Annotated in this window: 24 protein-coding genes; 20 read left to right on the top strand and 4 right to left on the bottom strand. The window is 50.5% G+C overall.

Going from position 1 to position 26,856, the window contains the following annotated elements; all coding sequences use genetic code 11:
- Window positions 1–2 precede the first annotated feature (2 nt).
- The 14 genes from HMPREF3192_RS04590 (at window position 3) to hflX (ending at window position 16,855) form a co-directional block, all read left to right on the top strand.
- Window positions 3–2,564, top strand: coding sequence for an FtsK/SpoIIIE family DNA translocase (locus HMPREF3192_RS04590; protein WP_066305836.1), 2,562 nt, complete (start codon window positions 3–5; stop codon window positions 2,562–2,564).
- Between the two features lie 26 nt (window positions 2,565–2,590).
- The gene (locus HMPREF3192_RS04585; protein ID WP_066305834.1) at window positions 2,591–4,309 is read left to right on the top strand and encodes a helix-turn-helix domain-containing protein; all 1,719 of its coding nucleotides are present in this window, start codon (window positions 2,591–2,593) and stop codon (window positions 4,307–4,309) included.
- A 92-nt stretch (window positions 4,310–4,401) separates the two neighbouring features.
- Window positions 4,402–4,899 carry a YajQ family cyclic di-GMP-binding protein gene (locus tag HMPREF3192_RS04580; RefSeq protein WP_066305831.1) on the top strand — a complete coding sequence of 166 codons (498 nt, stop codon included), beginning with the start codon at window positions 4,402–4,404 and terminating at the stop codon, window positions 4,897–4,899.
- 12 nt (window positions 4,900–4,911) lie between these two features.
- Window positions 4,912–6,300, top strand: coding sequence for a 30S ribosomal protein S12 methylthiotransferase RimO (gene rimO, locus HMPREF3192_RS04575; protein WP_066305830.1), 1,389 nt, complete (start codon window positions 4,912–4,914; stop codon window positions 6,298–6,300).
- Window positions 6,293–6,913: a CDP-diacylglycerol--glycerol-3-phosphate 3-phosphatidyltransferase gene (gene pgsA, locus HMPREF3192_RS04570; RefSeq protein ID WP_066305828.1), complete on the top strand. Its 621-nt coding sequence runs from the start codon at window positions 6,293–6,295 to the stop codon at window positions 6,911–6,913. The genes rimO and pgsA overlap by 8 nt, the downstream gene beginning before the upstream one ends.
- A 1-nt stretch (window position 6,914) precedes the next feature.
- Window positions 6,915–7,520: a CinA family protein gene (locus tag HMPREF3192_RS04565; protein ID WP_231723362.1), complete on the top strand. Its 606-nt coding sequence runs from the start codon at window positions 6,915–6,917 to the stop codon at window positions 7,518–7,520.
- Between the two features lie 144 nt (window positions 7,521–7,664).
- Complete coding sequence (gene recA / locus HMPREF3192_RS04560) at window positions 7,665–8,747, top strand: recombinase RecA (protein WP_066305826.1); 1,083 nt, start codon at window positions 7,665–7,667, stop codon at window positions 8,745–8,747.
- Between the two features lie 32 nt (window positions 8,748–8,779).
- Window positions 8,780–9,466 (top strand): regulatory protein RecX, encoded by a 687-nt coding sequence (locus tag HMPREF3192_RS04555; RefSeq protein ID WP_066305823.1) that lies wholly within the window; start codon window positions 8,780–8,782, stop codon window positions 9,464–9,466.
- A gap of 325 nt (window positions 9,467–9,791) precedes the next feature.
- A complete protein-coding gene (gene rny, locus HMPREF3192_RS04550) occupies window positions 9,792–11,372 on the top strand; it encodes a ribonuclease Y (protein WP_066305821.1) in 1,581 nt (526 codons plus the stop codon).
- 3 nt (window positions 11,373–11,375) lie between these two features.
- A complete protein-coding gene (locus HMPREF3192_RS04545; protein ID WP_082715649.1) occupies window positions 11,376–12,548 on the top strand; it encodes an ATP-binding protein in 1,173 nt (390 codons plus the stop codon).
- A gap of 118 nt (window positions 12,549–12,666) precedes the next feature.
- Entirely contained in the window at window positions 12,667–13,026 is a 360-nt protein-coding gene (locus tag HMPREF3192_RS04540; protein ID WP_231723361.1) for a stage V sporulation protein S, read from the top strand.
- A 71-nt stretch (window positions 13,027–13,097) separates the two neighbouring features.
- The gene (miaB, locus tag HMPREF3192_RS04535; protein WP_066305820.1) at window positions 13,098–14,468 is read left to right on the top strand and encodes a tRNA (N6-isopentenyl adenosine(37)-C2)-methylthiotransferase MiaB; all 1,371 of its coding nucleotides are present in this window, start codon (window positions 13,098–13,100) and stop codon (window positions 14,466–14,468) included.
- On the top strand, window positions 14,465–15,529 hold the full coding sequence (gene miaA / locus HMPREF3192_RS04530) for a tRNA (adenosine(37)-N6)-dimethylallyltransferase MiaA (RefSeq protein WP_082715648.1): 1,065 nt from the start codon (window positions 14,465–14,467) through the stop codon (window positions 15,527–15,529). The genes miaB and miaA overlap by 4 nt, the downstream gene beginning before the upstream one ends.
- A 3-nt stretch (window positions 15,530–15,532) precedes the next feature.
- Window positions 15,533–16,855 (top strand): GTPase HflX, encoded by a 1,323-nt coding sequence (gene hflX / locus HMPREF3192_RS04525; RefSeq protein ID WP_066305819.1) that lies wholly within the window; start codon window positions 15,533–15,535, stop codon window positions 16,853–16,855.
- Window positions 16,856–16,892: 37 nt separating this feature from the next.
- Here the strand turns inward: hflX and HMPREF3192_RS04520 are convergent, their stop codons facing one another.
- Both HMPREF3192_RS04520 and lexA read right to left on the bottom strand, forming a co-directional pair.
- Window positions 16,893–17,729 (bottom strand): heparan-alpha-glucosaminide N-acetyltransferase domain-containing protein, encoded by an 837-nt coding sequence (locus HMPREF3192_RS04520; RefSeq protein ID WP_082715667.1) that lies wholly within the window; start codon window positions 17,727–17,729, stop codon window positions 16,893–16,895.
- A 10-nt stretch (window positions 17,730–17,739) separates the two neighbouring features.
- Window positions 17,740–18,411, bottom strand: coding sequence for a transcriptional repressor LexA (gene lexA, locus HMPREF3192_RS04515; RefSeq protein ID WP_066305817.1), 672 nt, complete (start codon window positions 18,409–18,411; stop codon window positions 17,740–17,742).
- A 227-nt stretch (window positions 18,412–18,638) separates the two neighbouring features.
- On the opposite strand from lexA, the gene HMPREF3192_RS04505 reads away from it, so the two are divergent.
- The 6 genes from HMPREF3192_RS04505 (at window position 18,639) to HMPREF3192_RS04480 (ending at window position 24,228) form a co-directional block, all read left to right on the top strand.
- The gene (locus HMPREF3192_RS04505; protein ID WP_066305813.1) at window positions 18,639–19,178 is read left to right on the top strand and encodes a LysM peptidoglycan-binding domain-containing protein; all 540 of its coding nucleotides are present in this window, start codon (window positions 18,639–18,641) and stop codon (window positions 19,176–19,178) included.
- Window positions 19,179–19,252: 74 nt separating this feature from the next.
- Window positions 19,253–19,702: a transcriptional regulator NrdR gene (gene nrdR / locus HMPREF3192_RS04500; protein WP_066305810.1), complete on the top strand. Its 450-nt coding sequence runs from the start codon at window positions 19,253–19,255 to the stop codon at window positions 19,700–19,702.
- Entirely contained in the window at window positions 19,695–20,141 is a 447-nt protein-coding gene (dut, locus tag HMPREF3192_RS04495; RefSeq protein ID WP_066305808.1) for a dUTP diphosphatase, read from the top strand. Before nrdR ends, dut begins: the two co-directional genes overlap by 8 nt.
- A 121-nt stretch (window positions 20,142–20,262) precedes the next feature.
- Window positions 20,263–21,594 carry an NCS2 family permease gene (locus HMPREF3192_RS04490; protein WP_066305801.1) on the top strand — a complete coding sequence of 444 codons (1,332 nt, stop codon included), beginning with the start codon at window positions 20,263–20,265 and terminating at the stop codon, window positions 21,592–21,594.
- An 82-nt stretch (window positions 21,595–21,676) separates the two neighbouring features.
- Complete coding sequence (locus HMPREF3192_RS04485; protein ID WP_082715647.1) at window positions 21,677–23,008, top strand: uracil-xanthine permease family protein; 1,332 nt, start codon at window positions 21,677–21,679, stop codon at window positions 23,006–23,008.
- Between the two features lie 269 nt (window positions 23,009–23,277).
- Window positions 23,278–24,228: an NAD(P)/FAD-dependent oxidoreductase gene (locus HMPREF3192_RS04480; protein WP_066305799.1), complete on the top strand. Its 951-nt coding sequence runs from the start codon at window positions 23,278–23,280 to the stop codon at window positions 24,226–24,228.
- Between the two features lie 331 nt (window positions 24,229–24,559).
- On the opposite strand, the gene HMPREF3192_RS04475 is transcribed toward HMPREF3192_RS04480, so the two are convergent.
- Window positions 24,560–26,266, bottom strand: a complete 1,707-nt coding sequence (locus HMPREF3192_RS04475) for a ClC family H(+)/Cl(-) exchange transporter (RefSeq protein WP_066305798.1) — start codon at window positions 26,264–26,266, stop codon at window positions 24,560–24,562.
- Window positions 26,259–26,792: an adenine phosphoribosyltransferase gene (locus HMPREF3192_RS04470; RefSeq protein ID WP_066305797.1), complete on the bottom strand. Its 534-nt coding sequence runs from the start codon at window positions 26,790–26,792 to the stop codon at window positions 26,259–26,261. The genes HMPREF3192_RS04475 and HMPREF3192_RS04470 overlap by 8 nt, the downstream gene beginning before the upstream one ends.
- Window positions 26,793–26,856 lie beyond the last annotated feature (64 nt).

Genomic DNA, 26,856 nt, shown 5'->3' with positions numbered 1-26,856 from the left:
ACATGCCTAATCGTAGCTTAAACACACCTCGGAAAGGCACAAAAAATCAAGTAGCACAGCGTCGCGGTACTTCGGCCCGTGGGGGCGGTGCTAGCGGTGCTGGTGCATCGTGGGCAAACGGCTCGCAAGGACGTCTCGTTCACGATATGGTGGGTGTCGTTGCTGCGGTTATCGCTGTTGCGCTTATCATTGCGCTAGTAGTGCCAACCAATGCACCTGTGACCTACGTTACTGCGCAGATCTTATCGCAAGGTTTTGGTGTTGGCGCGCTGCTTGTGCCCATAGCGATGCTTTTGTATGTTATAAGCTACTTTTTGGTAAACGAGAAGCCCATGAGCGTGCGCATTGGCCTTGGCTTGGGACTGATCGTCCTTGCTATTTTGTCGATCTTATCGGTCAGCCTTCCTGCAGCAGAACTTGATGTCGCACACGTGATTGAGCCTAGCTACGTTACGCAGGCTGGCGGCTATGTTGGCGGAAGCATTGCGTGGGTGGCGCTACGCTATCTGGGGAAATCCGTTTCGTTGGTCTTGCTTGTTGGCCTGATTATCGTGGGCATTGTGGTCTGTGGCTTTTCGGTTTCGGGCAGCGTTTCCAAACTCAAAGAGTCCGTGCAAGATTGGTATGACGGCGTCAGTGCTCGACGTGCATCACGCGCCGAACGCGCTCAGTTTGCCTCTGATGCTCAGATGGCAGCTGCTGCTGCAGCACAACAAGGCTATCCCGCTTCTGCGGTGGGGAAGCGCGGTACAGCTGGCTCTGGTCGTGGAGCAGGTGTTGCAGGGGCAGCAATAGCTGCACCCGCAACAACGTTTATTGGCTCGCGTAAAACTTCCGTCATTAAACGTGGGCTGGCTGGCACAGGCGCTGCATCAGCTGCTGGCAGCCTAAGCACCACAGCAACCACCCTTCTTTCGCGCAAAAAACACCCCAGCGCGCGTACCGATGGTCAAGGCGCCACCGCACCCGACAGTGCAAAAACGACGCTGCTTGGGTTTGACGCTGTAGACGAAGCTTCATCAGCCAAAACCCCTGCAAAGCCCAGCACGAAGCAATCCACAAAACAATCATCCAAGCCCGCGGTTGACCCCTTACGCCAGCGCTCGGATAATGACGATGCTGCACTTCCACCTTTGAACATGATTAAACACTCTGCTGCGGATGCAAAAGCTGCGGTAAGCTCTGACGAGCTTTCTGCCACCGCCGCAAAATTACAAGCAACACTTGAAGAATTTGGTCTGGTGAGTCGCGTCGTTGGCTGGACCAGCGGACCTGCGGTTACCACTTTTAAAATCGAGATGGGTGAAGGGGAGCGCGTCAACAAGATTCGCAATCTTGAGGACGATATTGCCCTGTCGCTTGCCGCCAAATCGGTTCGTATTTTTGCTCCCATACCAGGTACTTCGCTGGTAGGTATCGAAATTCCTAACAAGGCAACTCAAGCCGTCTTTTTGGGCGACGTGCTGCCGCATGTAACGGGCGGTCCTTTGGAAGCCGCCTTTGGTCGCGATTCTGAAGGTGCTCCCGTGGTGGTTGACATCGCTGCTTTGCCACACCTTTTGGTCGCTGGGACTACGGGTTCTGGTAAATCCGTTCTTCTCAATAGCATTGTGATGACCATGTTGATGCGCGCGACCCCTGAAGAGCTGCGCCTGATTATGGTTGATCCGAAGCGTGTTGAATTTACCTTCTACGCTAGCCTTCCGCATTTGTATGTGCCCGTTGTGACCGAACCACGCCAGGCAACCAGCGCCTTGCAGTGGGGCGTCACCGAGATGGAGCGCCGCTTAAAAGTCTTCGAGCACTACAAGGTTCGTGACATTAAATCTTTCAATGGTCAGGTCGAAAGTGGCAAGCTTGCTCAGATGGATAATCCGCCCGCAAAGATGCCATATTTTGTAATCGTCATTGACGAGCTTTCTGATTTGATGATGGTGGCTGGCAAAGACGTTGAGGCTTCGATCGTCCGCATCGCGCAACTTGGTCGTGCTGCTGGTATTCACCTTATTGTTGCTACCCAGCGCCCCTCGGCCGATGTCGTCACGGGCCTTATTAAGGCAAATATCGATAACCGCGTAGCATTGTCGGTCGATAATAGCATCAACTCGCGCATCATTCTTGATCAGACGGGTGCCGAGAAGCTCCTCGGTCGCGGTGACATGCTCTATAAACTGCGCGGACGCAAACCAAAGCGCGCGCAGGCCTGCTTTGTGTCGGAAGCGGAAGTCGAGCGCGTGGTTGATTTTATCAAGCAGCATCATGAAGCCGACTATCACGAAGACATTCTTTCGGTTGTCGCACCTGCAACCGCGGCAGGATCTGGCGGCGGTGCTGGTGCCGACGATGACGATCCGTTGCTCTGGGAGGCTGCGCAGATAGTTGTTGATTCTCAGTTGGGTTCGACCTCAGGTATTCAACGAAGACTGAAAGTCGGGTATGCTCGTGCTGGGCGCATTATGGATATGCTTCAAGCAAAGGGTATTGTTGGTCCGCCTGATGGATCAAAGCCCCGTGAAGTATTGGTAACTGCTGATGAGCTTGATGAATTGCGCGCTGACCAGTAAGCTGTAATGCATAAGGAGGTGTAGCCGTGCCAAATGCACATTTTAACGAGATGCTCAGAGATCGTCGTGAGCAATTAGGATTGACTATCGAGCAAGCATCGCGAGTTTTAAAATTAAAAGAACAAGCACTGATTGCCTTTGAAGAGGCTGACTTCACCTCAATTCCTAAGTCAGGCTATGCGCAGGGCATGCTTTCGTCATACGCACGCTATTTGGGGCTGAATCCGCGCGAGGTTGTTGACCAATTTCAAGAGGATTTATATGAGCACACCAACGGTGTGATGTCTCATGAGCTGCGTAAACGCACGCGCGATGGCGTGTACGGACGAGGTCCTTTGGATACCAATTCCTATGATGCTTCGCTTTTAGGACAACGTCGCACGAATAGGCATCTGCCCGCGCCTCCGCATTTACTTCCCGAGAACCCCCTTTTGGGGCGCACTGCTTCTTTTGATACCACCTCGCCTGCACGTTCTCGTTCTGAGCTCTATCAGCAGCGCAGCAACGCAAGTCGTACCCAGAATGTGACAAGTAGCGCGGCTGGCTTGCTAGGCGCTGGCGCACTTGGTGCAACGGGCTCCCTTAACCCAGCTGGTGTAACCTCGTCATTAACGTCTCGCAGTTATCCGCAGGGACGTCCCTACACAGGCCAGTCAGCATCGGCAGCGTACAGCTCGTCACGCTCGCGATCTTCTCGTCCTTCTCGTGCACGGGCGAATCGTGCTCGTTATGCACAAGGCTACGGTGCAGAGATGCAGGGCAACGACCAGAACATAGACGACTTTTCGAGCAACGATATTGTCCAACGTGGTGTTTCTGGTCAAGACTATGTTGATGACCTGCGCATTGACAATAATGCGAGTCGTTATGAGTCAGCATCCACGCGTCAGGGACGCCAATCGTTTCGTAATATTGCTTCGACCAAGCGTCCGAGCGTGCGTCGCAACAATGAGCTTGGGCGCCAACAACTCCGTGCCCGTCGTGCTCCGCAAGCGCCGAGAAAACCGGGCATCGCAGGCTTTATACAATATATTTTTGCCGATCAGCGGCGCCTTATTTTTGCTATCGGTGTGCTCGTTACCGTCGTGCTAATTGCAGTTTTGATTTTTGCCGTCCGTTCCTGTGCAAAGAAGGTAACGTCGGATCAAAAAGTTGTTCCTATTGCTACGGCTGATGCGGGTGCCACTAAGAAGAATTCGAGCAGTGAGTCGTCATCGTCTGCAGCTGGGGCGTCTACCTCTAGCGATACCTCATCGTCGAGCGCAACTCCTGCAGCGCCGACCGAAACGACTGTCAAAGTAAAGGTCGATGATGGTGCTGTGACTTGGGTTGAGATCGAAAATGACGGGAAATCCGAGGTCGCACAAACTATTACTGGCCCTTGGGAAAAAACCTATACGGTAACAAAATCCATCACGATTCAGGTGGGGAATACCTCAGTTGTCCACGTCACCAAAAATGGTGAAAACGTTCGTTTTGAAGAACGTAGCAGCGGCGTTGGTACGTTGACTATCGCGGGAACCGCTCCTGCGGACCAAGGCAACTCCACTGGCCAGACGCAAGACCAACAGGGCGGCCGGCAGGGAGCGCAAGGCAACCAAACCCAGCAATCCCAGCAGGGGCAGGGCAATAATAACGGACAAAACCAAGCTCAAGATGGATCTTCTGAGCAGTCTGGTGGCGAAAAGCAAAAACCAGGCTCCAAAAAAGGTAAAAAGGCGAAGACGCAAAATACGAACCAATGAAGTTCGCAATAGTGCCCTCGCAGTAATTGCTGCGGATGCAAACAGACGGTCTTCTCGACAGACGCACAAAAACGTGCAATAAGGAGTGACGTATGGCTAAGGATTCAAGCTTTGACATTGTTTCGGTGGTAGATATACAGGAAGTCGACAATGCCTACCAGCAAACAGTTCGCGAACTCACGCAACGATATGACCTGAAGGACAGCGGTGCGAGCATTGAGTTTTCGAAGGCTGACGAACTCTTTACGATTCATGCGCCTTCCGAGTTTGTAGCCACGCAGGTAATTGACGTGCTCAACACCAAGCTTGTGCGCCGCAGCATTGACTTAAAGACGCTGTGTTGGGATAAGCCGCAGCCAGCTGCTGGCTCGAGTGTTCGTGTCGTTGGTCATATTATGCAGGGTATTGATCAGGACTTGGCAAAGAAGATTTCTAAAGCTATTCGCGATCAAAAACTCAAAGTTAAGGTGAATATAGAAGGCGATAAACTCCGTGTAAGCTCGGCATCGAAGGATCTTTTGCAGCAGGTCATCGGCTTTGTTCGCGATGCTGATTATGACCTGCCTCTACAATTTGTGAACTATCGTTAGGACCTGTGCTTCATGCCCTCTGTTTGTTATGTGACGCTCGGCTGTGCCAAAAATGAGGTGGATACCGATCGCATGCGTGCGCTGCTGCGCACCAGCGGCTATTCCGACACCACCGACGCTACCAAAGCCGACGTGGTTCTCGTCAATACCTGCTCATTTTTAGCAAGCGCCACCAGTGAAAGTATCGAAACAACCCTACAGCTCGCCGAAACGGTGTATTCTGGCGTTCGCGAGAAGCCCATCATTATGTGCGGTTGTGTCCCTTCTCGTTATGGTGAAGCGCTGCCAAAGGCATTGCCCGAGGTTGCGGCCTTTGTGCGCGCTGATGAAGAGGATGGCATTGTTGATGTTGTCTCGTCGGTGCTCGGTATTGAGCAGCGTTCATCGATGCCCGATCTTTCGGAACTTACCTTGCGCACGGTCGAAGGACCAAGTGCATTTGTCAAAATTTCCGACGGTTGCAATCGTTTTTGCTCGTTTTGTGCAATTCCTTTTATACGTGGCCACTATGCCTCACGCACTGCTGTCGAAATCTTGGCTGAAGTGCGCATGCTCATGCAGGGTGGCGTCCGCGAGATTATTCTTATTGGACAGGATACGGGTGTGTGGGGCTGCGATTTTGGCGATGGCCATGATTTGGCATGGCTTTTGCACCAGGTGGCAGCCGAGGTGCGACCCTATCACGGATGGATTCGCATCCTGTATTTGCAGCCCGAGGGCATGAGCGATGACCTTATCGCCGCAATTCGTGACTTGGACGAGGTCTTGCCCTACATCGACATTCCCATTCAGCACTGCTCCGAATCGGTGCTCAAAGCGATGAACCGCAAAGGTGATGCACAGCAATTCCGTGAGGTTTTTGCGCGTCTTCGCAACGAAATTCCTCATATGGTGTTGCGCACGACGGCGCTGTGCGGTTTTCCAGGCGAGACGGACGAGGACTTTGACGAGCTCATGGATTTCTTGCGCGAGCAGGAGTTCGATTACACTTCCGTCTTTAGCTATTCGCCCGAGGAGGGTACTCGTGGAGCGCGTATGCCCAACCAGATTGACGAGGCTACCAAACTCGACCGCACACAAGCGCTTGTTGATCTTGCCGAGCAGCTCGGTTTTGCAGCGACTGCCAAGCATGTGGGCGAAGTGGTTGATGTTATTGTTGATGCTGTCGAGAAACCCGACGAGTTCGGCGATTTTCCCGGCGATACCACGAACAATGGCGGTGGACAAGCGCGCGGGTTTATCGGCCATGCGTGGTTTCAGGCACCTGATTGCGATGGTGTGGTGCATATACGTCCTACTTCGTCAGCGAATACGTCCATCAAGGTGGGCGACATCGTCCGCTGTAAACTCATCGATTCATTTTGCTATGAACTTGTAGGGGAGATCGTTACACATGCATAGATCTGAACAGAAGCGTTCATCTGCATCGGGCATTCGTTGGACCAGCGCTAATATCGTAACGGCCATTCGCGTGGTACTCATTCCCGCCTGGCTTTTTCTTTCCGAGTTGTACCCCGCAAAATCGGACGGCACTTCGGTCAATATGGCTGGTTTTATCATTTTTGTCTTTTATACCTTTTTGGCGTCTACCGATAAGATCGACGGATATCTGGCGCGCAGCAAAGGCGAGGTTACTGTTTTTGGCAAGTTTCTTGATCCCATTGCCGATAAATTGCTGGTCGTAACTGGTATGGTCTGGCTTTTGGAGCAGTCAGTCGTTCCTGTTTGGGCTATTGTGTTGGTTATTACTCGAGAGTTTTTGGTCTCGGGTTTGCGCATGGTTGTTGCGGCTAAAGGAACCGTTATTGCCGCAAGCGATCTGGGTAAGTGGAAGACAGCAACTACCATGATTGCATTGTGTAGCTACATGCTTGCCATCGCCTTACCCGCAGGGATACCACAGCATGTTGTATTTGTTGTTGCACATATCAATTTTTACATTGCTCTTTTGCTGACAGCCTGGTCAGGCATTGACTACTTTATGAAGTCCTGGGACTTTTTAGGGGAGCGCTAAGATGATGCAGTCTTATATGGTGCAAAGCTTCACTCAAACGATACACGAGCTTGCCACACAGGTTATCCAAAAAGCTAGCGTGGCAGGCATTCAGATTGCTACAGCTGAATCGTGTACAGGCGGACTCGTGGCAAGTGCGCTAACCTCTGTGAGTGGTGCGAGCGCTGTGGTTCGCGGCGGCGTTGTAAGTTATGCCCTTGCAGTGAAGCAAAAGGTTCTGGGCGTTTCTGAGAAGCTTCTCCAAGAACAAGGTGCTGTTTGCAGTGATTGTGCACAGCAAATGGCCAGCGGCGCTCTGCGGGTCTTAGACGCCGATTTAGCAGTATCCATTACAGGTATTGCAGGACCGACAGGTGCCGAACCACATAAGCCTGTGGGAACCGTGTGGTTTGGACTGGCACACGATGTCGATAAGATCGGCGTAGCTTTCGATGTGGATAACAGTGACAGTGAGAAGACCCGCGTAAAAGCTGTTGATTCAAATGTTGGTTCAAACGTTGATTCAGACGCCGTTTCGTTTGTGCGCTATTTTTCGGGCACCCGCGATGAAGTCCGTGCTCAAGCTACTATTGTTGCCTTGGAAGCATTGCTAGAAACGCTGGCGTAGTGCAAACTACGAACAAAGGCAAATACAACCTCTGTTTGTCATTGTTGGATTTTTGTTAGGATCATTTCGCTATCATCATAATTACCTATTGACCTAGAACATGTGTTCGTATATCCTGAGGAACAGGATCAGAAGGGATGCATCATGGCAAAACGAAAAGGTTTGGCACGCGAGATTCACGGTAAAACAACTGGTGAAGAGCGCGAAAAGATGATAGACACCACCACCGAAGAAATAGAAAAGCGTTTTGGCAAGGGTGCCATTATGCGTTTTGGTGATGGTGGTCCTAGTTTAGAGGTTGAAGCTATTCCCACAGGCTCAATTGCACTTGATGCAGCCTTGGGCATTGGTGGTGTTCCTCGTGGGCGTATTATCGAGATATTTGGTCCTGAGTCTTCTGGTAAAACAACCCTTTCACTCGAGATTTTGGCAGAAGCACAAGCCCAGGGCGGTGTGGTTGCCTTTATCGATGCCGAGCACGCCTTGGATCCTGGCTATGCAGCACGCATAGGCGTAGACATCGATGAGGTACTTATTTCTCAGCCCGATACAGGAGAGCAGGCCCTGGAGATTTGCGACATGCTTGTTCGTTCAGGAGCCATCGATGTCATTGTTATCGACTCAGTAGCTGCGCTTGTTCCTCGCGCAGAAATTGAAGGAGAAATAGGAGAGACAACCGTTGGTCTGCAAGCCCGCCTGATGAGTCAAGCCTTACGCAAGCTTGCTGGTTCTCTTTCCAAATCACAAACAACCTGCATTTTTATTAACCAACTTCGCGAAAAAATTGGCATGAATTATGGAAGCCCCGAAACCACTCCTGGTGGTCGTGCGCTTAAATTCTTTGCTTCCGTTCGTATGGATATACGTCGTGTGGAACACATTAAGGATGGCGGCGAGATCGTCGGTAACCGCGTGCGTGTAAAGATCGTTAAAAATAAGGTTGCCCCTCCCTTTAGGCAAGCTGAGTTTGACATTATGTACGGCACGGGCATCTCTAAGGAAGGATCCATTTTGGATATGGCCGTTGACTTCGAGATTGTCAATAAGTCTGGTGCCTGGTACACCTATCAAACAGAACGCCTGGGGCAGGGCCGCGAGGCCGCAAAGGAATTCTTGCGTACGAATCCTGATCTCTGCAGCGAAATCGATCATAAGGTCCGCGTTGCCTGTGGTCTTGAATTAAGCGATGAGCCAGTTGGTCTTCCTGTTATGCAGGATGAAGAATAGCGTCCTGAATTTGAATTTGTGTGTGGTGCAGCATGTCAGTTAGCTGGGATTGTGAGTTTCCATCTCGCAGCTCTTCTTCCTTAGGTTCTCAAAAACCCAAGGCGCTCCTTCGACTGCAGTCAGAAGAAGGTGGTTTAGAAGAGCTGGATATCCCCGTAACTGTCGCTCGTGCCCTGCAGAGTTTAGATGCGAAAGGAACACTGGATTTTGCAACACGCCAGAAGTTTTTAGAACAGCTGCAAAAGATTGTCGAGCGTTGTGCATTTGAACGCCTCATACGCATGCTCGATCACAGAGACTATGCCTCAAAACAAGCGCACGATAAATTGCAGCAAGACGGTTATACCAATACCAGTATTGCAACTGCGCTTGCGCATGCAACCCAGCTCAATTTTCTTAACGACAAACGCTTTGCAGAGTCATTTATACGCTCAAAGCTTGCTGCAGGATGGGGTCAGCATCGTATAGCGCGAGAGCTTAAGCAACAGGGTATTGATGTGCATGAGCTTTTTGTCTGGCCCGACGAATTCATCTCACGGGATACTGAGCGCCAGCAAGCCTATGCGCTCATAGCTTCTCGTTCGCTTCCAGAAAAAAATCCATATCAAAAACTGGTACGCAAACTTGTGAGCAGAGGCTATGCCTTTGAACTTGCTTCCGACGTCGTAAAAGAATTCTTAGCAAGCGTTGAAGACGACGAAGATGATGTCGACTTTTAAAACACCGTCGGTCTGAAAAGTAGATGACAAGTTGTAGCTAAAGTTGATAACAAGCTGTAGCTATTTTTAATAGACTTCATGAAGTTATAAGTTTCAACATGTATTTTAGGCCTCATAATTTGACAAGATGTGTATATCTCAATACGATAGTACAGTCACTTGAGTTTACTTACGTCTGCCATAGGTTGACGTTTTATATAGTATTTTTTATAGATATGTATATTAACAACACCTGAAGCATACGGTCCGAGGTGCTCTTTTGACGGGTTCAGTTTGCCCAAACTGATTCCAGAACTCTCTTACTTTAACTCTCTTGGAGCTGATTATGGACCTTCTTTCTATTCTTATTGGCGTAGTATGCCTATCTGTAGGTGCAGCTATTGCCTATTTCTTCTCAAACAGTGCCCATTCGGCGCGCGTCCAAGCTGCAAACGCGCAAATTAAAAGTGCCGAAGAACAAGTAAAAAACGCAGAGGTTAGTGCTAAAAAAATTGGAGAAGACGCTGCTCGTCAAGCCGAAACCACCAAAAAGGAAGCACTCCTCGAAGCAAAAGAAGAAATCTTAAAACTCAAACAAGCCTCTGAACAAGAGAATCGCCAGCGCAAACACGAGCTTCATTCCATGGAGAATCGCATTATGCAGCGCGAGGAATCGCTTGATCGTCGCAATGATGCTCTCGATAAACGCGAGCATCAGCTTTCCAGTTTGCAGGGCCAGCTCGATCGCAGACGCAATGACCTCAACTCAGTTATCGCTAAGCAAACAGCCGAACTTGAGCGCATCGCGACCTTATCGACCGATGATGCACACAAGGAATTGCTCGAGAAAGTGCGTAAGCAAAGCGTTAAAGAAGAAGCGCAGATCCTGCGTGATTCCGAGATGCGTGTACGTGCCGAGGCCGAAAAAACAGCGCGCGAGATCTTATCGACTGCCATTCAGCGCTGCGCCGCAGATCAAGCGGGAGACATTACTGTCACAACCGTGCACATTCCTTCCGATGATTTAAAGGGCCGTATTATTGGTCGAGAAGGGCGCAATATTCGCACTTTTGAGCAAATTTCAGGCGTCTCGCTCGTGATCGATGACACGCCCGAAACCGTTGTGCTTTCCAGCTTTGACCCCGTGCGTCGCGAGACCGCTCGCGTTACGCTCGAGAACCTTATTGCTGATGGACGCATTCATCCTGCACGCATTGAAGAGATGTACAAAAAGGCTGAGGAGCTCGTTGCCCAGCGCGTGCAAGAAGCGGGTGAACAGGCGGCATTCGACAGTGGTATTCATGACTTCCACCCCGAGATTATTAAAATTCTGGGTAAACTTCGCTATCGCACCTCTTACGGACAAAACGTGCTACAACATTGTGTACAGGTTGGCGAACTAGCAGCCCTTATGGCCTCTGAACTGGGTGTTGATCCCGTTATTGCCAAGCGCGCTGGTCTTTTGCACGACATTGGTAAGGCTATCGACCATGAGGTTGAGGGCCCCCATGCCGTCATCGGTGCCGATTTTGCCCGTCGATATGGCGAGCGTCCCGAAGTGGTCCACGCAATCGAAGCGCACCATGCCGACATTGAGCCGAATACTGTGTTTGACATGCTCGTACAGGCAGCCGACGCTGTTTCGGCAGCACGTCCTGGTGCCCGTCGCGAATCCGCCGAGATGTACATCAAGCGTCTTGAGAAGCTCGAAACCATTTCGAACGCGCATGACGGTGTTGAGCGCACCTACGCCATGCAGGCAGGTCGTGAGCTGCATGTTATGGTTGAGCCCGAGAAGATTTCCGACGCTGAAGCAACCGTTTTGGCCCACGATATTGCCCAGCAAATCGAAGAAGAGGTTCAATATCCTGGTCAGGTTCGCGTCGTTGTCATCCGTGAATCTCGTGCTGTCGACGTTGCAAAATAAGCCATGTCAGAAGACGTCCATACAGACAATCAAGCTGGTGCTATCGCAAGTGGCATCCATGATGCTGTTGCGTGCAGAGACACTAGTGCTAACGCGAGTGTCGACACAAGCGATCTTCTCGACTTTGTAGAAGCAGTTTCGGGCGATAAGACCTTGCGCGTTGAAGAAAATCTTGGCGAGGGCTTTGTCCGTCTTCGCGTAGGGGAGGCCGAGCGTCGCCAGGCTAAGCACGACATTCGCTGCACCGAGGACATTATCGTCGAGATGCTCCGCAACGCACGTGACGCTGGCGCAACGCACATTTATCTTGCGACAACCAAAGACGGTAGCTGCCGCAGTATTGCCATGCTCGACGATGGCCAGGGCATCCCTGCGGATATGCACGAACGGATTTTTGACGCGCGTGTCACCTCAAAGCTCGATTCCGTGCATATGGATCGCTGGGGAATTCACGGGCGCGGTATGGCGCTGTATTCCATTAGGGAAAATGCGCAGGAAGCACGGGTAATGAGTTCGGATACGGGACTGGGCACCTCGCTGTATATTGCTAGTGACACCAACAAGCTGCCCGAGCGCGCGGATCAATCGACTTGGCCACAGCTTGGTATAGACGATAATAACGAGCAGGTGTTGGTGCGTGGACCTCACAACATTATTCGCGAGTGCTGCGAGTTTGCGCTCGACACGAAGCATGAGGTGAAGCTGTACCTTGCGTCACCCGCCGAAATTATCGCCACCATTCGTCATCGCATAGCCGCAGACATCGACACGTCTCAATTTTTGTTCGTTGATGATCTGGATAAACTTCCCGTGCTGCAAAGGATATATGCTGCGGCCGATGCGCTTGATCTGAAGCAGGTGGCAGCATCGCTGGGCTTATACATTTCTGAGCGCACGGCGCACCGTATTTTAGCTGGTCAAATCAAGCCGCAGCGCAACGTTTTGGCGCAACTGACACGTACGTCCGAGACAAGCGAGCCGTACGAGGTTGATTTGTGCAAAGACTGGCGCGGGCTCAAAGTATCCAAAGACGACCTCGAGGGATTTTCTCGCCTGCTCGAAAAGGATTTTGACTTTTTGACTCAACGCTATTATCTGACCCTGTGTGATACACCCAAAATTCGTGTCTCGAAAAATAAAATTAGCGTGACTTTTACGGTCGATAAGACCGATTAATTCGTTGCAGATATTTGCAGGTCTTGTACAATATCCTAGGAGCAAGAACTACAATAACGTACAGATAAGCACTACAAACAAGCTCATTAAAAATTGTTGCAATGCGGAGAGTAGCTACATGGAGTTCCTTAAAGTATCGAGTAAGTCGTCCCCAGCGTCTGTTGCCGGCGCTATTGCGGGCATGGTTAATGATGGAACCCCTGTTAATATGCAGTGTGTTGGAGCTGGCGCCGTAAACCAAGCCATTAAAGCACTTGCTATTGCACGAGGGTTTTTAATTCCAACTGGTGTTGATATTTCGTGTGCACCCACGTTTTCGGATATTTCTATTGGGGGTGAGAGTCGCACGGCTATTCGCATTGCTGTTTATGTGCATCGCATTATGAATCCCGTGCTTGACGCTGTAGCTACTGCTACAACTACGCCCACTGCGGCCGCAGTGGCGACGTCTGCAGATACGTCTGCGACTAGCGCATAGTAAAAATATCTTAAAGCGACGCCCTCAAGCACCTGAACTCGATATCCTAAAACTAAAAAGGTAGATGTTCCATGAGTGATTTTCCTGCCCTTATCGGCAAAACCTATGCCATTAAAACTTTTGGCTGCCAGATGAACCTGCACGATTCCGAGCGTGTCAGCGGTCTTTTGGACTCCATCGGCATGAATGAAGCCTCCAGCATGGAGGACGCCGATACCAATATTTTTATGACCTGCTGCGTTCGCGAAAAAGCAGATATCCGCTTGTATGGTCAGGTTTCCTCACTCAAAAGTGCCCCTGTACCCGCCGCGGGAAAACGCGTTATTGCTGTTGGCGGCTGCATTGCTCAGCGCGATGGAGAGCGGCTGCGTGATCAAATTCCCAACGTGGATGTCGTCTTTGGTACGCAAGCTATTCAGCACCTTCCGCAGCTACTAAATGAGGCCTACGCTGCCGATGACCACAGCACCGTCTATGCCGATACCGAAGAAGCTTACGAGGGTTTCTCGACAGACTTGCCCAGCAATCGTGCACAGGCATTTCATGCATGGTTGCCCATCATGACGGGCTGCAATAACTTTTGCACTTTTTGCATCGTTCCGTATGTGCGCGGACGCGAAAGTAGCCGCGATATGAAGGACATCCTGATTGAAGCTGAACATTTGGTGCACGACGGCGTGCGCGAAATTACGCTACTCGGACAAAACGTCAATTCCTACGGACGCAATCGCTATGGAGAGCCCCGTTTTGCTGAGCTGTTGCGACGCGTGGGGCAAACGGGCGTTGAGCGTCTGCGTTTTACCTCGTCACACCCCAAGGATTTGTCGCAGCAGACCATTGAAGCTATGGCTCAAACGCCAGCGGTCATGCCTCATCTGCACTTGGCGGTGCAAAGTGGTTCCACCAAGGTTTTGCGGCGCATGAATCGCCGCTACACGCGCGAGGATTTTTTGTACCTCGTTGATTCGATTTACACTGCCATACCCGATATTGCGCTTTCGACGGATATTATCGTCGGGTTCCCAGGCGAGACGGAGGAGGACTTCGAGCAAACGCTTTCGCTCGTGCAACAGGTTGGATTTTCCTCTGCCTACACCTTCATTTATTCCAAACGCCCTGGCACGCCCGCCGCAAGAATTGCTGACGACACTTCGCACGAGTGCATTCAGGATCGCTTTGAGCGTTTGGCCGAGCTTGTGAGTGATCTTTCGTATAAAGCGAATCAAAAAGATTTGCACCATATCACAGAAGTGCTGGTAGAAGGCATTTCTAAGGCTGACGATAAGGTCTTGGTGGGGCACAGCCAAAAAAATCAAACTGTTCATTTTGGTTTGCCCGAAACGATGCAAGCGACCGATCTTATCGGCAAAATTGTAAACGTCCGCGTTGACGAAGCGCGCACCTGGTATTTGCGCGGGCCCATGATTGGGCAGCCTCGATGAGTTTTTCCAGCGTTTCGACGCAAGCGCTCGCTGGCGAGAAGACCGTCGAATCGCAGCCGCTTGCTGAGCAGTTGCCCGTCGTATGCATCGTGGGACAAACTGCGGTGGGTAAAACTGCCGTGGCCGAGAAGCTCGCGCAACGGTTTGCAACATCCGTTATTTCGGCCGACGCAGCGCAGGTGTATCGTGGCATGGACATTGGCACAGCTAAAACTCCTGTTTCGCAACGCTTGGTGCCGCTCGAGATGATTGATGTGGCCGACCCGCATGAAAATTATTCCGCTGAGCTCTTCCAACAGCAGACGCGCCGCTGTATTGATGCACATCGTGCACAAAAAACGCTGCCCATTTTGTGCGGGGGAACGGGTCTATACCTCAATGCGGCCATTGATGTGATGGAGTTTCCTGCAGGGGATTTTACCAGCTCTTCTCGTCAAAAATACACCGAGTTTCTCGACCAAAACGGTGTAGAAGCGCTGCATGCACTGTTGTTCAGCAAAGATCCCGCAAGCGCTGCGTTGATTCATCCCAACAATACAAAACGTGTGATTCGAGCGCTGGAATATTGTGACGAGGGTCGCTCGTATGCACAGATTAATCAGGGGCTGCATAAGCATACGCCGTACTATCCCGCGCTGCTTTTTGGTTTGAACCTCGACCGAGCGCGGCTCTATGAGCGCATTAATACTCGCGTGGATCAGATGTTTGAGCAGGGCTTAGTCGATGAGGTTCGCAGGCTTGATGCGCATAATATTCGTCAGTCAAAAACCGCTTCGCAGGCGATTGGCTACAAAGAAATTCTCGATGCATTGGATGGCACCATTAGTTTTGCTGAAGCACGGAATCTTATCAAACGAAACACGCGCCGTCTTGCAAAACGCCAAATGACCTGGTTAAGGCGGGATGCGCGCATTCTTTGGATTTCGCTTGACGAGAAGACCGTCGATGAAGCAGCAGCGCAAATTGCAGAGCAAATAACGACGTATCTTTCGACGCACGATGCGCCACTGCTAGCAGCGCAGATCGCGTCACAACCAGCATTACAGAAACGTGAGCGATGAAATATGGGAAAGCAAGGTCGCTACAAACCACAACCGACAGCACCCGAAAAAGAGCGCGTCATTCTCGTTGGCGTAAGTACCGAGAAGGACAGGCTTATGGGGAGCGCTTGGACTCTTGAAGAGTCGCTTGCGGAGCTTGCCCGCCTAGTCGAGACGGATGGTGCGCAGGTCGTGGGGCGTCTTACGCAAAATGTACCTACACCATTTGCAAAGACGTTTATTGGCTCGGGTAAAGTCGACGAACTTCTTGGCTTGGTGGAGCGTCTTGAGGCGCAGGTCGTGGTTTTTGATGATGAACTTACCCCTTCTCAGCAAGCAAATCTCTCAAAATGCTTAGGGAAATCGGTGAAGGTTATCGATCGAACGGCGCTTATTTTGGATATTTTTGCCGTGCATGCCACTGCTCAGGCGGGACGTTTGCAGGTCCAGCTTGCACAGCTACAATATATGTATCCGCGCCTGCGAGGCATGTGGAGTCATTTTGCCAAGGAGCAGACACGTGGCGGCATCGGTAGCCGTTTTGGCCAAGGCGAAAGCCAGCTTGAGGTTGATAGACGTCTTGTTCGCAAGCGTATTGCCAAAGTGAAACAAGATCTGGAAACGCTCAATCGTCGTCGCGCGGTGCAAGCAAAAGCACGACTGGCTTCGGGCGTATGGCGTGTGGCTTTGGCGGGCTATACCAACGCTGGAAAATCAACGCTGCTCAATGCGCTAACTGGTGCCGAGGTATATGCAAAAGATGAATTATTTGCAACGCTTGATCCCACCACTCGCTCATGCGAACTTTCCGAAGGGCGCAAAATTACGCTGACCGACACGGTTGGCTTCATTCAAAAACTTCCCACCACGCTTATTGAAGCGTTTAAGTCGACCTTATTGGAAGTCCAAAATGCGGATTTGATTTTGTTGGTGGCCGACGCTCACGACAAACAGGTGGCTGCACAAATTGAGGCGGTAAGCAAGGTATTGCAGCAGATAAACGCAGATCAGATACCATATATTGTTGTTTTCAACAAGATTGATCTACTAATCGATGATGAACTTGCTGATCTGCAGGCGCGTTATCCCGATGCGGTTTACATTTCGGCGCAAGAGCGTCGTGGCCTTGACACACTGAGCTATCGCATTTCACAGGCCGCAACGCAAGGTGAAGCGCTCATTACCGTCTTAATCCCGTACGATAAAACAGCGCTTGTGCACATGGTGCGCCAACAGGCACAGATCATTCGCGAAGACTATCAGCAGCAGGGCTTTATGGCCACAATACGCATCTCGCAAAAACTTCTAGAACTGCTTGAACCCTTTATGCTCGAAAATCCATCGTAAGGCTCATAAGACTCCACAGGACGCAGCACGTAACTGCTTAGCCCAAGAAGAGTTTTAAGATGCCGAGAAGAACAACCTGATGTACGAGATATACCCCAAGCGCATGTTGTCCGATACTTTGTAGAGGCCTAGCGACGATGCGCAAAGGTGTAGCAAAACTCGACACACATTGTTTGGTCCAAGAGGGAAACCCCTGTTGTTGCAGCTGGGCACAGAATGCATACGCTGCAAGATACAAAAAAAGATGGGGGAGTACTGGATAATAATCTCCCGAAACAAATTGTGGGGTCACAAAACCAAGCCAAGCGAAGACATCGTTTTGATACAGCGCTTGTGGAAGAGCCACGCTTGTAATACCTAAAAACAAGCTTCCCGAACTGAGGGGCAAACAGATAACAAAGGCAGCTAACAAGCCTGCAGCACAACAATATCCCTCGAAGCGAAGACCCGCTCTGCGGAGTGCTTCGCTAATAGCTCCACAGGCGCCTAAGCAAAAGATGATTCCAAAATTAATGGGATCGTCAATCTGTGCCCACGAAGTAACAAGAAAAATAAGAAGCGCAAGTGCTAAAAGCTTCGCTGCTCGGCGGGCATTATTTTTGGAAAAACAGACCATACAACCAGCAAGTGCAATGAAGGTCCACGAAATGCTACAGCGCCAGAATGTTTGCACAGGCCCATAAAACCATGGTAAATCAACACCAAAAAGCATGACCAAGTCGTAGCACAAATGAAAAAGTACCATCGAGATGACTGCGCAGCCTCGGATGAGGTCAAAAATCACAATGCGTTCTGTGTGGCGCTGCTCTATACAACCCGTCTGTGCAGCAGAGTCTTGATGATCCGTATGTTCTGTAGACTCAGCGCGCTGCATACGCTGCATATTATGAAATTGAGCGAATAAGCGCTGTTACGCGACCCAAGATGATGGGATCCTTGACATAGATCGGCTCCATGGTGTCATTCTCGGGCTGAAGGCGTATACGATGCTTTTCTCGATAAAAGGTTTTAACGGTTGCTGAGTCATCAATAAGCGCTACGACAATCTCCCCGTTATGGGCCTCTTGCTGCTCTTTAACCACAATATAATCACCATCAAAGATGCCTGCATTGATCATGGAGTCGCCGCGGACACGCAAAATAAAGGAGCTGTAATCACCAACAATGCTAATGGGAAGGCTTAAGTGCTCTTCCACATTTTGCTCTGCAAGAATTGGCTGACCTGCTGCAACGCGACCAACAACAGGAAGGGATATAAGTTGCTTAGATATGTCGAGCGTTACGGACGCTAATTTCTCGTCAGTTTTATCTGCCTGACTCTGTTTTGTGTCATGAGCCTGAGATACCACTCCAATGGCACGAGGTTTTTTGGAGTCGCGACGGATATAGCCATTATCTTCCAGATATTTTAGGTGAGAATGAACCGTCGAAGGGGAGGCCAGACCAACGGCATTGCCAATCTCTCGTACCGAAGGGGGAAAGCCATGCGCCGCCGAGAAGGTACAAATATAGTCGTAAATTTCCTTTTGACGTGCACTTAGTTTAGCCTTTGCCATATTGCCTCCTTTATCGTCTCAAAAAATAGTACCCCTGTTTTGAAAAAAATGCAAACATTTGTTCGTTTTTACTTGACAAGAACACATGTTCGTAGATACTTATAGATAAGAACAATTGTTCGATATCAATTGTGTCGTTCGTAAGGATACCTACAAAGATCTGTCCAACCCATTCGCTATACCTATAGCTAGAGAAGCGAAGTATATATGCAACAGGAGTAGCCATTATGAAAGATGCCCTTCACACCAATACACACTACACATCACTGGGTTCCACCGCATTAAAGGCTCGCCGTTGCACCTTAACGCTTATCGAAGGTGGCCGTGGGGCTTCTACAGATGCTGCAAGCGGGCGCGTGTGCCAGCGGAGCGCATCCACAAGGGTTTCTACCAGCGCGGCATTGTCATCAGAGATGGCAGTGCACGCCTCCGTAGGCGCCAGCCGCACAAAACAAACTTCACAATTTTTTGTGAATCGTACTCGTGTTCTTACGCTTGGCTTTGGACTTGTATTGGCAACATTTTTCGCTCTGAGCTTCCTTCAAACCCCTGCTGGTGCGCTTTTTACCTCTCCAATCAGCGCCTCCACACAAACGAAGGAAATTGTGGTGCAACCAGGGGATTCTTTATGGAAAATTGCTGCAAACAATCCTGTTGAAGGCATGACCACACAACAGCTTGTAAACCACATTATGCAGCACAACCAACTAAACACGGCCACACTTACGCAAGGGCAAAAATTAATAATTCCTGAAATACGTAAATAGCATGAAGTTGACAGAGTGTGTTATCCTCCTTTTAGTTGTTTTTTCTCATGTTTCATTTACCTCAAAGGAGCGTCATGCGTTGTCCCAAATGTGGTTTTGAGGATTCCCGTGTGATAGATTCAAGGCCATCGGATAACGACTCTATCCGCCGTCGTCGCGAATGTGAGCAGTGCCGTCATCGTTTTACCACCTATGAGCGTCGCGAGGAGACGCCCTTATCAGTTATTAAACGCGATGGTGTTCGTGAGCTCTTTGATCGTCAAAAACTTCTCCGGGGACTTTTGACGGCAACCGTCAAGCGCAACATCCCGACCTCAGAGTTAAACAACTTCATCGATGTGCTTGAGTCAGAAATTCGCGATGCTGGCAAAACGGAAATTACCTCTTCTGACCTCGGCGAACTTGTGCTCAAAAAGCTTATTGACCTCGACAAAGTAGCCTATGTGCGCTTTGCTTCGGTTTACCGCGATTTTAAAGATGTTGAAGAATTCAGTAACGAATTGAGGAGTTTATCGCATGAGTAATCATATTACGCTCGCCATTAAGCGTCTCGATCCCAGTGTTGAATTGCCCGCATACGCCTATGAGGGGGATGCGGGCTTAGATTTGCGTGCGAATGAGGATGTGGTGCTACAACCTTTTGAGCGCCGCTTGATTTCCACGGGCCTCGCTATAGCGATTCCCGATGGCTATGCAGGCTTTATTCAACCGCGCAGTGGCCTTGCCTATAAAAAAGGTCTCTCGATGGCTAACACGCCCGGTCTTATCGACGCCCATTACCGCGGCGAGCTGAAGGTCTGCGCCATCAATCTTGATAAAACTAACGCTATTCATATCGAGCGAAGGGAGCGCATTGCTCAACTCGTCATACAAGAAGTTCCTGTGGTAACCCTTCGTGAAGTTGCAGAACTTGACGAAACTGACCGCGGAGCTGCTGGTTTTGGTTCTAGTGGTGTTCACTAATGGTAGTAGTGTTCATGCAAAACACAGACACATACATTCAGTAGCACCAAGGACAATAAGCCTCCTCGTGAGGCTTATATTGTGTGTTGTATCCATCACAAACAAGAGAGGGAGAAGTTAGATGGAACAGTACTTTCATTTGGAGGAACGAGGATCGACGGTAGCGCAAGAGCTGCGAGCAGGACTTACCACCTTCCTTGCAATGGCTTACATCATTGCCGTAAATCCAGCCATTCTTGGAAATCCTAAAGTACCCTTACTCACTCCGATTCCTATGAGTGCGCTGGTCACCGCCACCTGTATTGGCGCTGGTGTCATGACCATCCTCATGGGTCTTTTTGCAAACCGCCCCGTCGCGTGCGCATCTGGTCTCGGCATTAACGCTATGATCGCAAGCGCTGCCGCTGGCCTTACGGGTGGAGACTGGCACGCCGCCATGGCAATTGTCTTTGTCGAGGGCGTTGCCATTTTGTTGTTGGTTTTATTTGGTCTTCGCGAGAAGATCATGGATGCCATACCCGTGTCCCTGCGTCATGCCATTTCGGTGGGCCTGGGACTTTTTATTGCCATGATTGGCCTCGTGAATGCAGGCATCATCGTTCCTGGTGCTGGCACCCCAATCAGCCTTGGTGCGGTCACAAACCCGACATTTCAGGTTGGTGTTATCGCCATCATCGCGACCTTGATTTTTGCTGCGCTCAAGGTCAACGGCTCAATTTTGCTCGGTATTTTAGTGGCAGTCCTCGCGGGAATTCCTCTTGGTGTTACCACTCAACCCGAGGGAATCGTTTCTGCGCTTGATTTTTCGACCTTTGCGTCGCCCTTCCAAACAGATCCTGCAGGCGTCATGGGCATCACCAAGGTGCTTCTCAATCCCACGCTGCTGATCTTTGCATTTTCACTCATGATGTCCGACTTCTTCGATACCATGGGTACCGCTTTGGCCATTGCAAAGCCTGGTAAATTCTTGTCAGAAGACGGTAAGGTCGAGAATATCAAGGAAATTCTTATCGTTGATTCAGCAGCTGCCGCCATGGGTGGTTTCTTTGGTGCTTCGTCCATCACCACCTTTGTTGAGGCTTCGGCAGGTGCTGCAGACGGCGGTCGTAGTGGTTTAACCGCCATTGCCACTGGTATTCTCTTCATTATTGCAGCCTTCTTTGCGCCACTTATTGCGGTGGTCAATACGGCAGCTACCTGCGGCGCTTTGGTTTATGTTGGCTATTTGATGATGTCTGACTGCGTTGAGATCGATTGGAGCAATATTCTTGATGGCTTCCCAGCCTTCATGATTGTTGCAGGCATCTGCATGACCTATTCCATCTCGGATGGTATTGGCATGGGCTTTATTGCGTACGTAATCGTGGCGCTCGTCACGGGTAAGGTTTCGAAGATCAAGCCGATGATGTGGATCGCTGCCGCCGCATTTGTGGTGTACTTCTTTATGAGATAACAACGTTTGAGGGTTCGGGGCTTTCCCGAACCCTTTTTTACAAGAGAGTCTACAGGAGAGATTTACAAGAGAGGGGAGTGTTATGGCTAGATCACCAGATGCAAATGAAGCAACGCAAGATCAGCACTCGGCAACACAAAAGTCCAAGCAGCGCAGCGGCGCGAGCGACGAGCGACCCATCATTGGCGTTGATGACCGTGTGAGCATTGCACGCGCCATCCCTTTGGGCATTCAACATATGATGAGCATGTTTGGTTCGACCGTGCTCGTTCCCATGCTCACGGGATTACATCCATCCATTGCCATTATGTGTTCTGGCATTGGAACGATGTGCTATTTACTCGTCACCGCCAACAAGATCCCCAGTTACCTAGGAAGTTCGTTTGCCTTTATCAGCCCCATTATTGCCATAGGCGCAACGCAGGGCTTGGATGCTGCGCTTTCGGGCGTCGTGGTCGCCGGCTTGGTCTTTTTGCTCTTTGCAGCACTCATTAAAGCTATTGGCACCACGTGGATGGACCACATCTTGCCGCCAGTCCTGGTCGCCAGTGTGATTGTCGTCATTGGTATTGGCCTTTCGGCCACCGCTGTGAGGATGGCATTTTATTCGGGTACCGATTCGTTTAAGGCGCTGGGGGCCGCTATAGCGCTTGTCACCTTGCTTTCCGCCGTGGTGTTTTCGAGCATGCCTGGTCTTATCGGTACGATACCTGTGCTTTTGGCAATCATCGTGGGATACATCTGCGCAGTGGCTGCGGATCTGGTTGATTTTAAACCCGTTATGGACGCAGCGTGGATTGGGCTGCCGAAGTTCCATTTTCCACGCTTTGACTGGGGTGCCATCGCGCTGATCGCACCCATCGCCATTGTGGTAGTCATCGAGCATATCGGGCACTTGCTGGTTGTAGGTGAAGTGGTCGATAAGGACTACCGTGACATGTTGCCGCACTCCTTGGCGGGCGACGGTATTGCAACAGTCATCGCTGGCTTTTTGGGAGGTCCTCCTACCACAACCTATGCCGAGAATATCGGCGTTATGAGCGTCACACGTGTCTATTCGACCCAGGTATTTTGGTATGCTGCTTCGTTTGCCCTTATCGTTGGCGGTTTTTGCCCCAAACTTGAGGCTCTTATCGAGAGCATTCCCGTACCGGTCATGGGTGGCGTGAGTTTGTTGCTCTTTGGACTTATCGCTTCAAACGGTCTACGTACGCTGGTATCCAACAGGGTGGATTTTTCGCTCAATCGCAATCTGATGATCGCCTCGGTTGTTTTGATCGTTGGTACGGGTATGGAAACCGCAGGTATTTCCATTCCTTTGGGCGCTTATGAACTGCCTGGTATGGCTGTCAGTGCGCTGCTTGGTATTGCGCTAAATGTGCTGTTGCCGCGGCCGAAGTCGCAGGTCGAGTAGGCCACAAAAGCCATCAATATATACTGTTTTACGCACGTAGCAGTCTGAGGAATCTCGGGCTGCTACGTTTATCATGCATGACACAGGAACCGGTATGTAACCACAGCAAACAGGGTAGAACAAACAACGTAGAGCGTTGAGAGCGCGCTTGACAAATCGTTACGCAGTGACACTGTGGCATCGCAGCGCTGCGGCACCATACCATTAGATCGTTTCAGCCGTTTCATCGCTGTTTGTTTTTTGTTTCATTGCTGTTTGGAGGCGTACTCGTGAATACCGTATACCATGACATCATCATTGTTGGCGCAGGACCAGCGGGGCTGGCTGCAGCTATTTATGCAACACGCGCCATGTCAGATGCCCTTGCTCTCGAGCAAACCGCCGTGGGTGGGCAGGTTATAACCACCACCGATATCGACAATTATCCTGGGGCGCCGCAAACCAACGGCTTTGAGCTGATGCAATCCATGGAGCAGCAAGCGCGCGACTTAGGTGCACAAATTCAAAGCGATAAGATCAGCGCCATCGAAAAGAATCCATCTACGCAGCTCTTTGAGCTGAGGTCTGCCGATGATCAAACGCTGTATACCGCAAAGGCTGTTATTTATGCAGCAGGTGCCACACCACGCCGTGCTGGCTTTACTAATGAGCAGAAGTTTACTGGCCAAGGCATTTCGTATTGCGGAACCTGCGATGGCATGTTCTATCGCGGAAAAACCGTTTTTGTCGTAGGAGGAGGCAACACTGCCGTCGAAGAGGCGCTCTTTTTAACGCGCTTTGCGACCCAGGTTGTTATGATTGTGCGCAAGGACCATTTACGCGCCTCACAAGCCCTCATAGAGCGTCTCAAGACCAACGAGAAGGTTTCTATACGCTATAACACAAGTATTGTTGCTGTCCACGGAGAGCAATTACTCACGTCGATTGATTTTAAGGACGAGAAGACCGCAGAAATTAGCGCCCAGAGCTTCGATGAAGGCTCATGTGGCATCTTTGTCTTTACAGGACAAACTCCAGCTTCAGAAGCTGTCAAAGGCCTTGTTGAGCTTACTGATGCAGGTGCGATCAAAACCGACGTTCGACTGCAAACAAAAACGGCTGGATTGTTTGCCGCGGGCGATGTGCGCGATACACCATTACGTCAAATTATTACTGCCGCTGCCGACGGTGCGTTGGCTGCATCAGGTGCTGCAGCGTATGTGGGAAGCCGCATGGAGTAACGCGAACCCAAGCGCGCCTGATTGGACGGCTTGATCAAAACAAAACCTTAGTAAAATACGATAATATATCTTATGTAAAGTAGAGAGTAAGTGCGATTTGGTGAGCAGTTTTCATATAAGGCTTGCGATTACCGAATCGCTCTTCTCTATCGCAGGCATATCACGAAATTTTTGCCTGATTTTTTGAGGCGTTCTAAGGCGTTTTAAGCCCTTAGAATTTTTTTAATGATATAGATTACCTTGCTTTATCTCGTGTTATGTAGCTCTTAACGTTTTTACAAGGCTCAGTGATTTCACAGCGATTTTCTCGCCAAGGCTCTTGTTAAAGCTCTCACCGAGACGCTAGACACTCGTCACGACTTTCGGTAAGACTTTTATCGATGAGACAAAGATCCTTGAGCGACGCCTGGATGCGTACTTCGGCTTGCTCATCCATCAGTACAATAATTCGATCCTGTGGTTCCAACTGCGTTTGACCCTCAGCAATGAGTTCGTTGCCAGCGCGTTCGACAGCAACAATGCGCATTGCATCTGGCCATGTGATATTTTTAATCTGCGTATACGCTGCGGTACTTCCCGTAGCTATGACAAAACTTCGGATGATCTTCTCGCCAAGGATGCTATTGCCAAGCGCTGCGTGGTCGGCCATGTCATCTCGATTTGCGGTTCCAAGCATTTTTGTATATAAATGCTCATAAAATGCATCAATATTAAGAATGTCTGCTATAATATACGAAACTATGGATATAAGAACGGCTGATAAGAGCGAGCTAAAGCTGCCCGTCAGTTCGAAGACGAGCACCACACCCGTGATAGGCGCGCGAACGACCCCTGCAAAAAGCCCCGCGATGCCGAGCGCCGTGTAATTGGCAATGTAGCTGTAGCTCTCGCCCGTGATACCAGTGACTACCCTACCAAAAATGGCACCCGCCAGCGCGCCCATGATGACTAGTGGCAAGAGCGTGCCACCTGGCGCGGAAGAACCAAAACACAGAGCAGTAAGTATATATTTTGCCACAAGTAGCGCTATAAGCAATGTCAGGGGCTGTGTATGAGGATCGAGCAGCAACTCAAAGAGTTTTTCGCCACCACCAAGCAGATATGGGCCATACGGAAGATACAGGCCAACGAGGCCCACCGTCAAACACGGTATGAGAATGCGCGTAAAAGGCGCGCCACGCGTGATCGCTCGATAGCAATCCTGGGCAAAAAACATACCCTGATTGTGAATCGCGGCGATCACGCCCAAAAGAATGCCCATGAGCAGAACAAGGCCGTAATCGATATGTGGCAAATTGCTCGCAAAATGCACGTCCAAAACGGGCTTGACGCCCAACACTTCCGAAACCAAAAAGTCCGCGGCTGCGGCGGAGGCCATAAGAGCGCAAATCAGCGGGGCCGAAAAAACCTTATGCATTTCCTCAAGCGCAAATATAACGCCCGTGAAGGGCGCATGAAACGCAGCAGCCATGCCAGATGCCGCACCACAGGTCACCAGCAGATGTTCTTCTCCCCTTTTGGCGCGCGTCAGTTTTGCGACAGCCTTGCCTGCCACGCCTCCTAGCTGCACTGATGGGCCTTCTCGGCCAAGCGAAAGCCCCGCGAGCGCACCAAGACTACCCTCAATAAACTTTGCAAACAGAACGCGATGCCACGGCAGATCGTAATGGCCAGCGATATCGGCCTGCGTTTGCGGAATGCCCGAGCTGATGGTGTACGGCTCCCACACCATCAAAAAGCTTATAGCTGCTGCGATGCTCAGAAGACCCACGAACCACGCAAGCGCCACAAGAGGCTGAGCTGCGGCATAGCTAAGGATCAGTTGTAAGAGTTTTTCGGCTTGCTGAAGCGTTAGTCGGTAAGCGCAGACGACCGCACCCGCGGCAATGCCCACGAGTGCGCCTTTTATGACAAGCTCCATGCGAAAGCTGCGAGAAAAACGCCGCTCGAGTCGATGTTCGACGGTACGTGCGTTTGTAGGTGTTGCGTGCGTGCTGGTAGGCGCGCTGTTGTGTTCGTTGGTATTCTTGTTAGTCAACGTGAATCAGCGAGAAGATCTCCTGGTCAAACTCTTTGTGGACTACCTCGCGAGGATGTAAAAATGCCAACTCAAGCAAGAAGGCAAAGCCAACGAGCTGCGCTCCCGTTTGTTGCACAAGTTTTGCTGAGGCCACGCAGGTGCCGCCCGTTGCGATCAAATCGTCCACAATCAAGACCTTATCGTTAGGCGTTAAGGCATCCTTATGGATTTCAAGCGTATCGCTGCCGTATTCTAAATCGTATGACTGCTGGTGCACCTCACGGGGAAGCTTTCCTGGCTTGCGCGCAGGCACAAAACCTGCAGTTAAACGATAGGCAACAGGTGCGCCAAGCAAAAAGCCGCGAGCTTCGGCACCCACTACTTTGGTAATGCCATGATGTATAAAGTGCGTTGCGATAGTATCGACCGCCGCTGCCAGGCCTTGCGGGTTTGCGAACAAAGGCGTGACGTCTTTAAAGACGACGCCAGGCTCTGGATAGTCAGGAATATCAACGATCAGTTTTTCGTACTCGAATGTGGACACAATAATTCCCTTCAGTCCCCGTTACGGGTTCAGTTTCCCATACGGGTTACGACGGTGATAGGTT

Source organism: Atopobium deltae (genome assembly GCF_001552785.1).
In the GTDB taxonomy this organism is placed as follows: Bacteria; Actinomycetota; Coriobacteriia; order Coriobacteriales; family Atopobiaceae; genus Atopobium; species Atopobium deltae.
The sequence above is the reverse complement of the archived record's forward strand: the minus strand, read 5'-3'. Positions and strand labels throughout refer to the sequence as shown.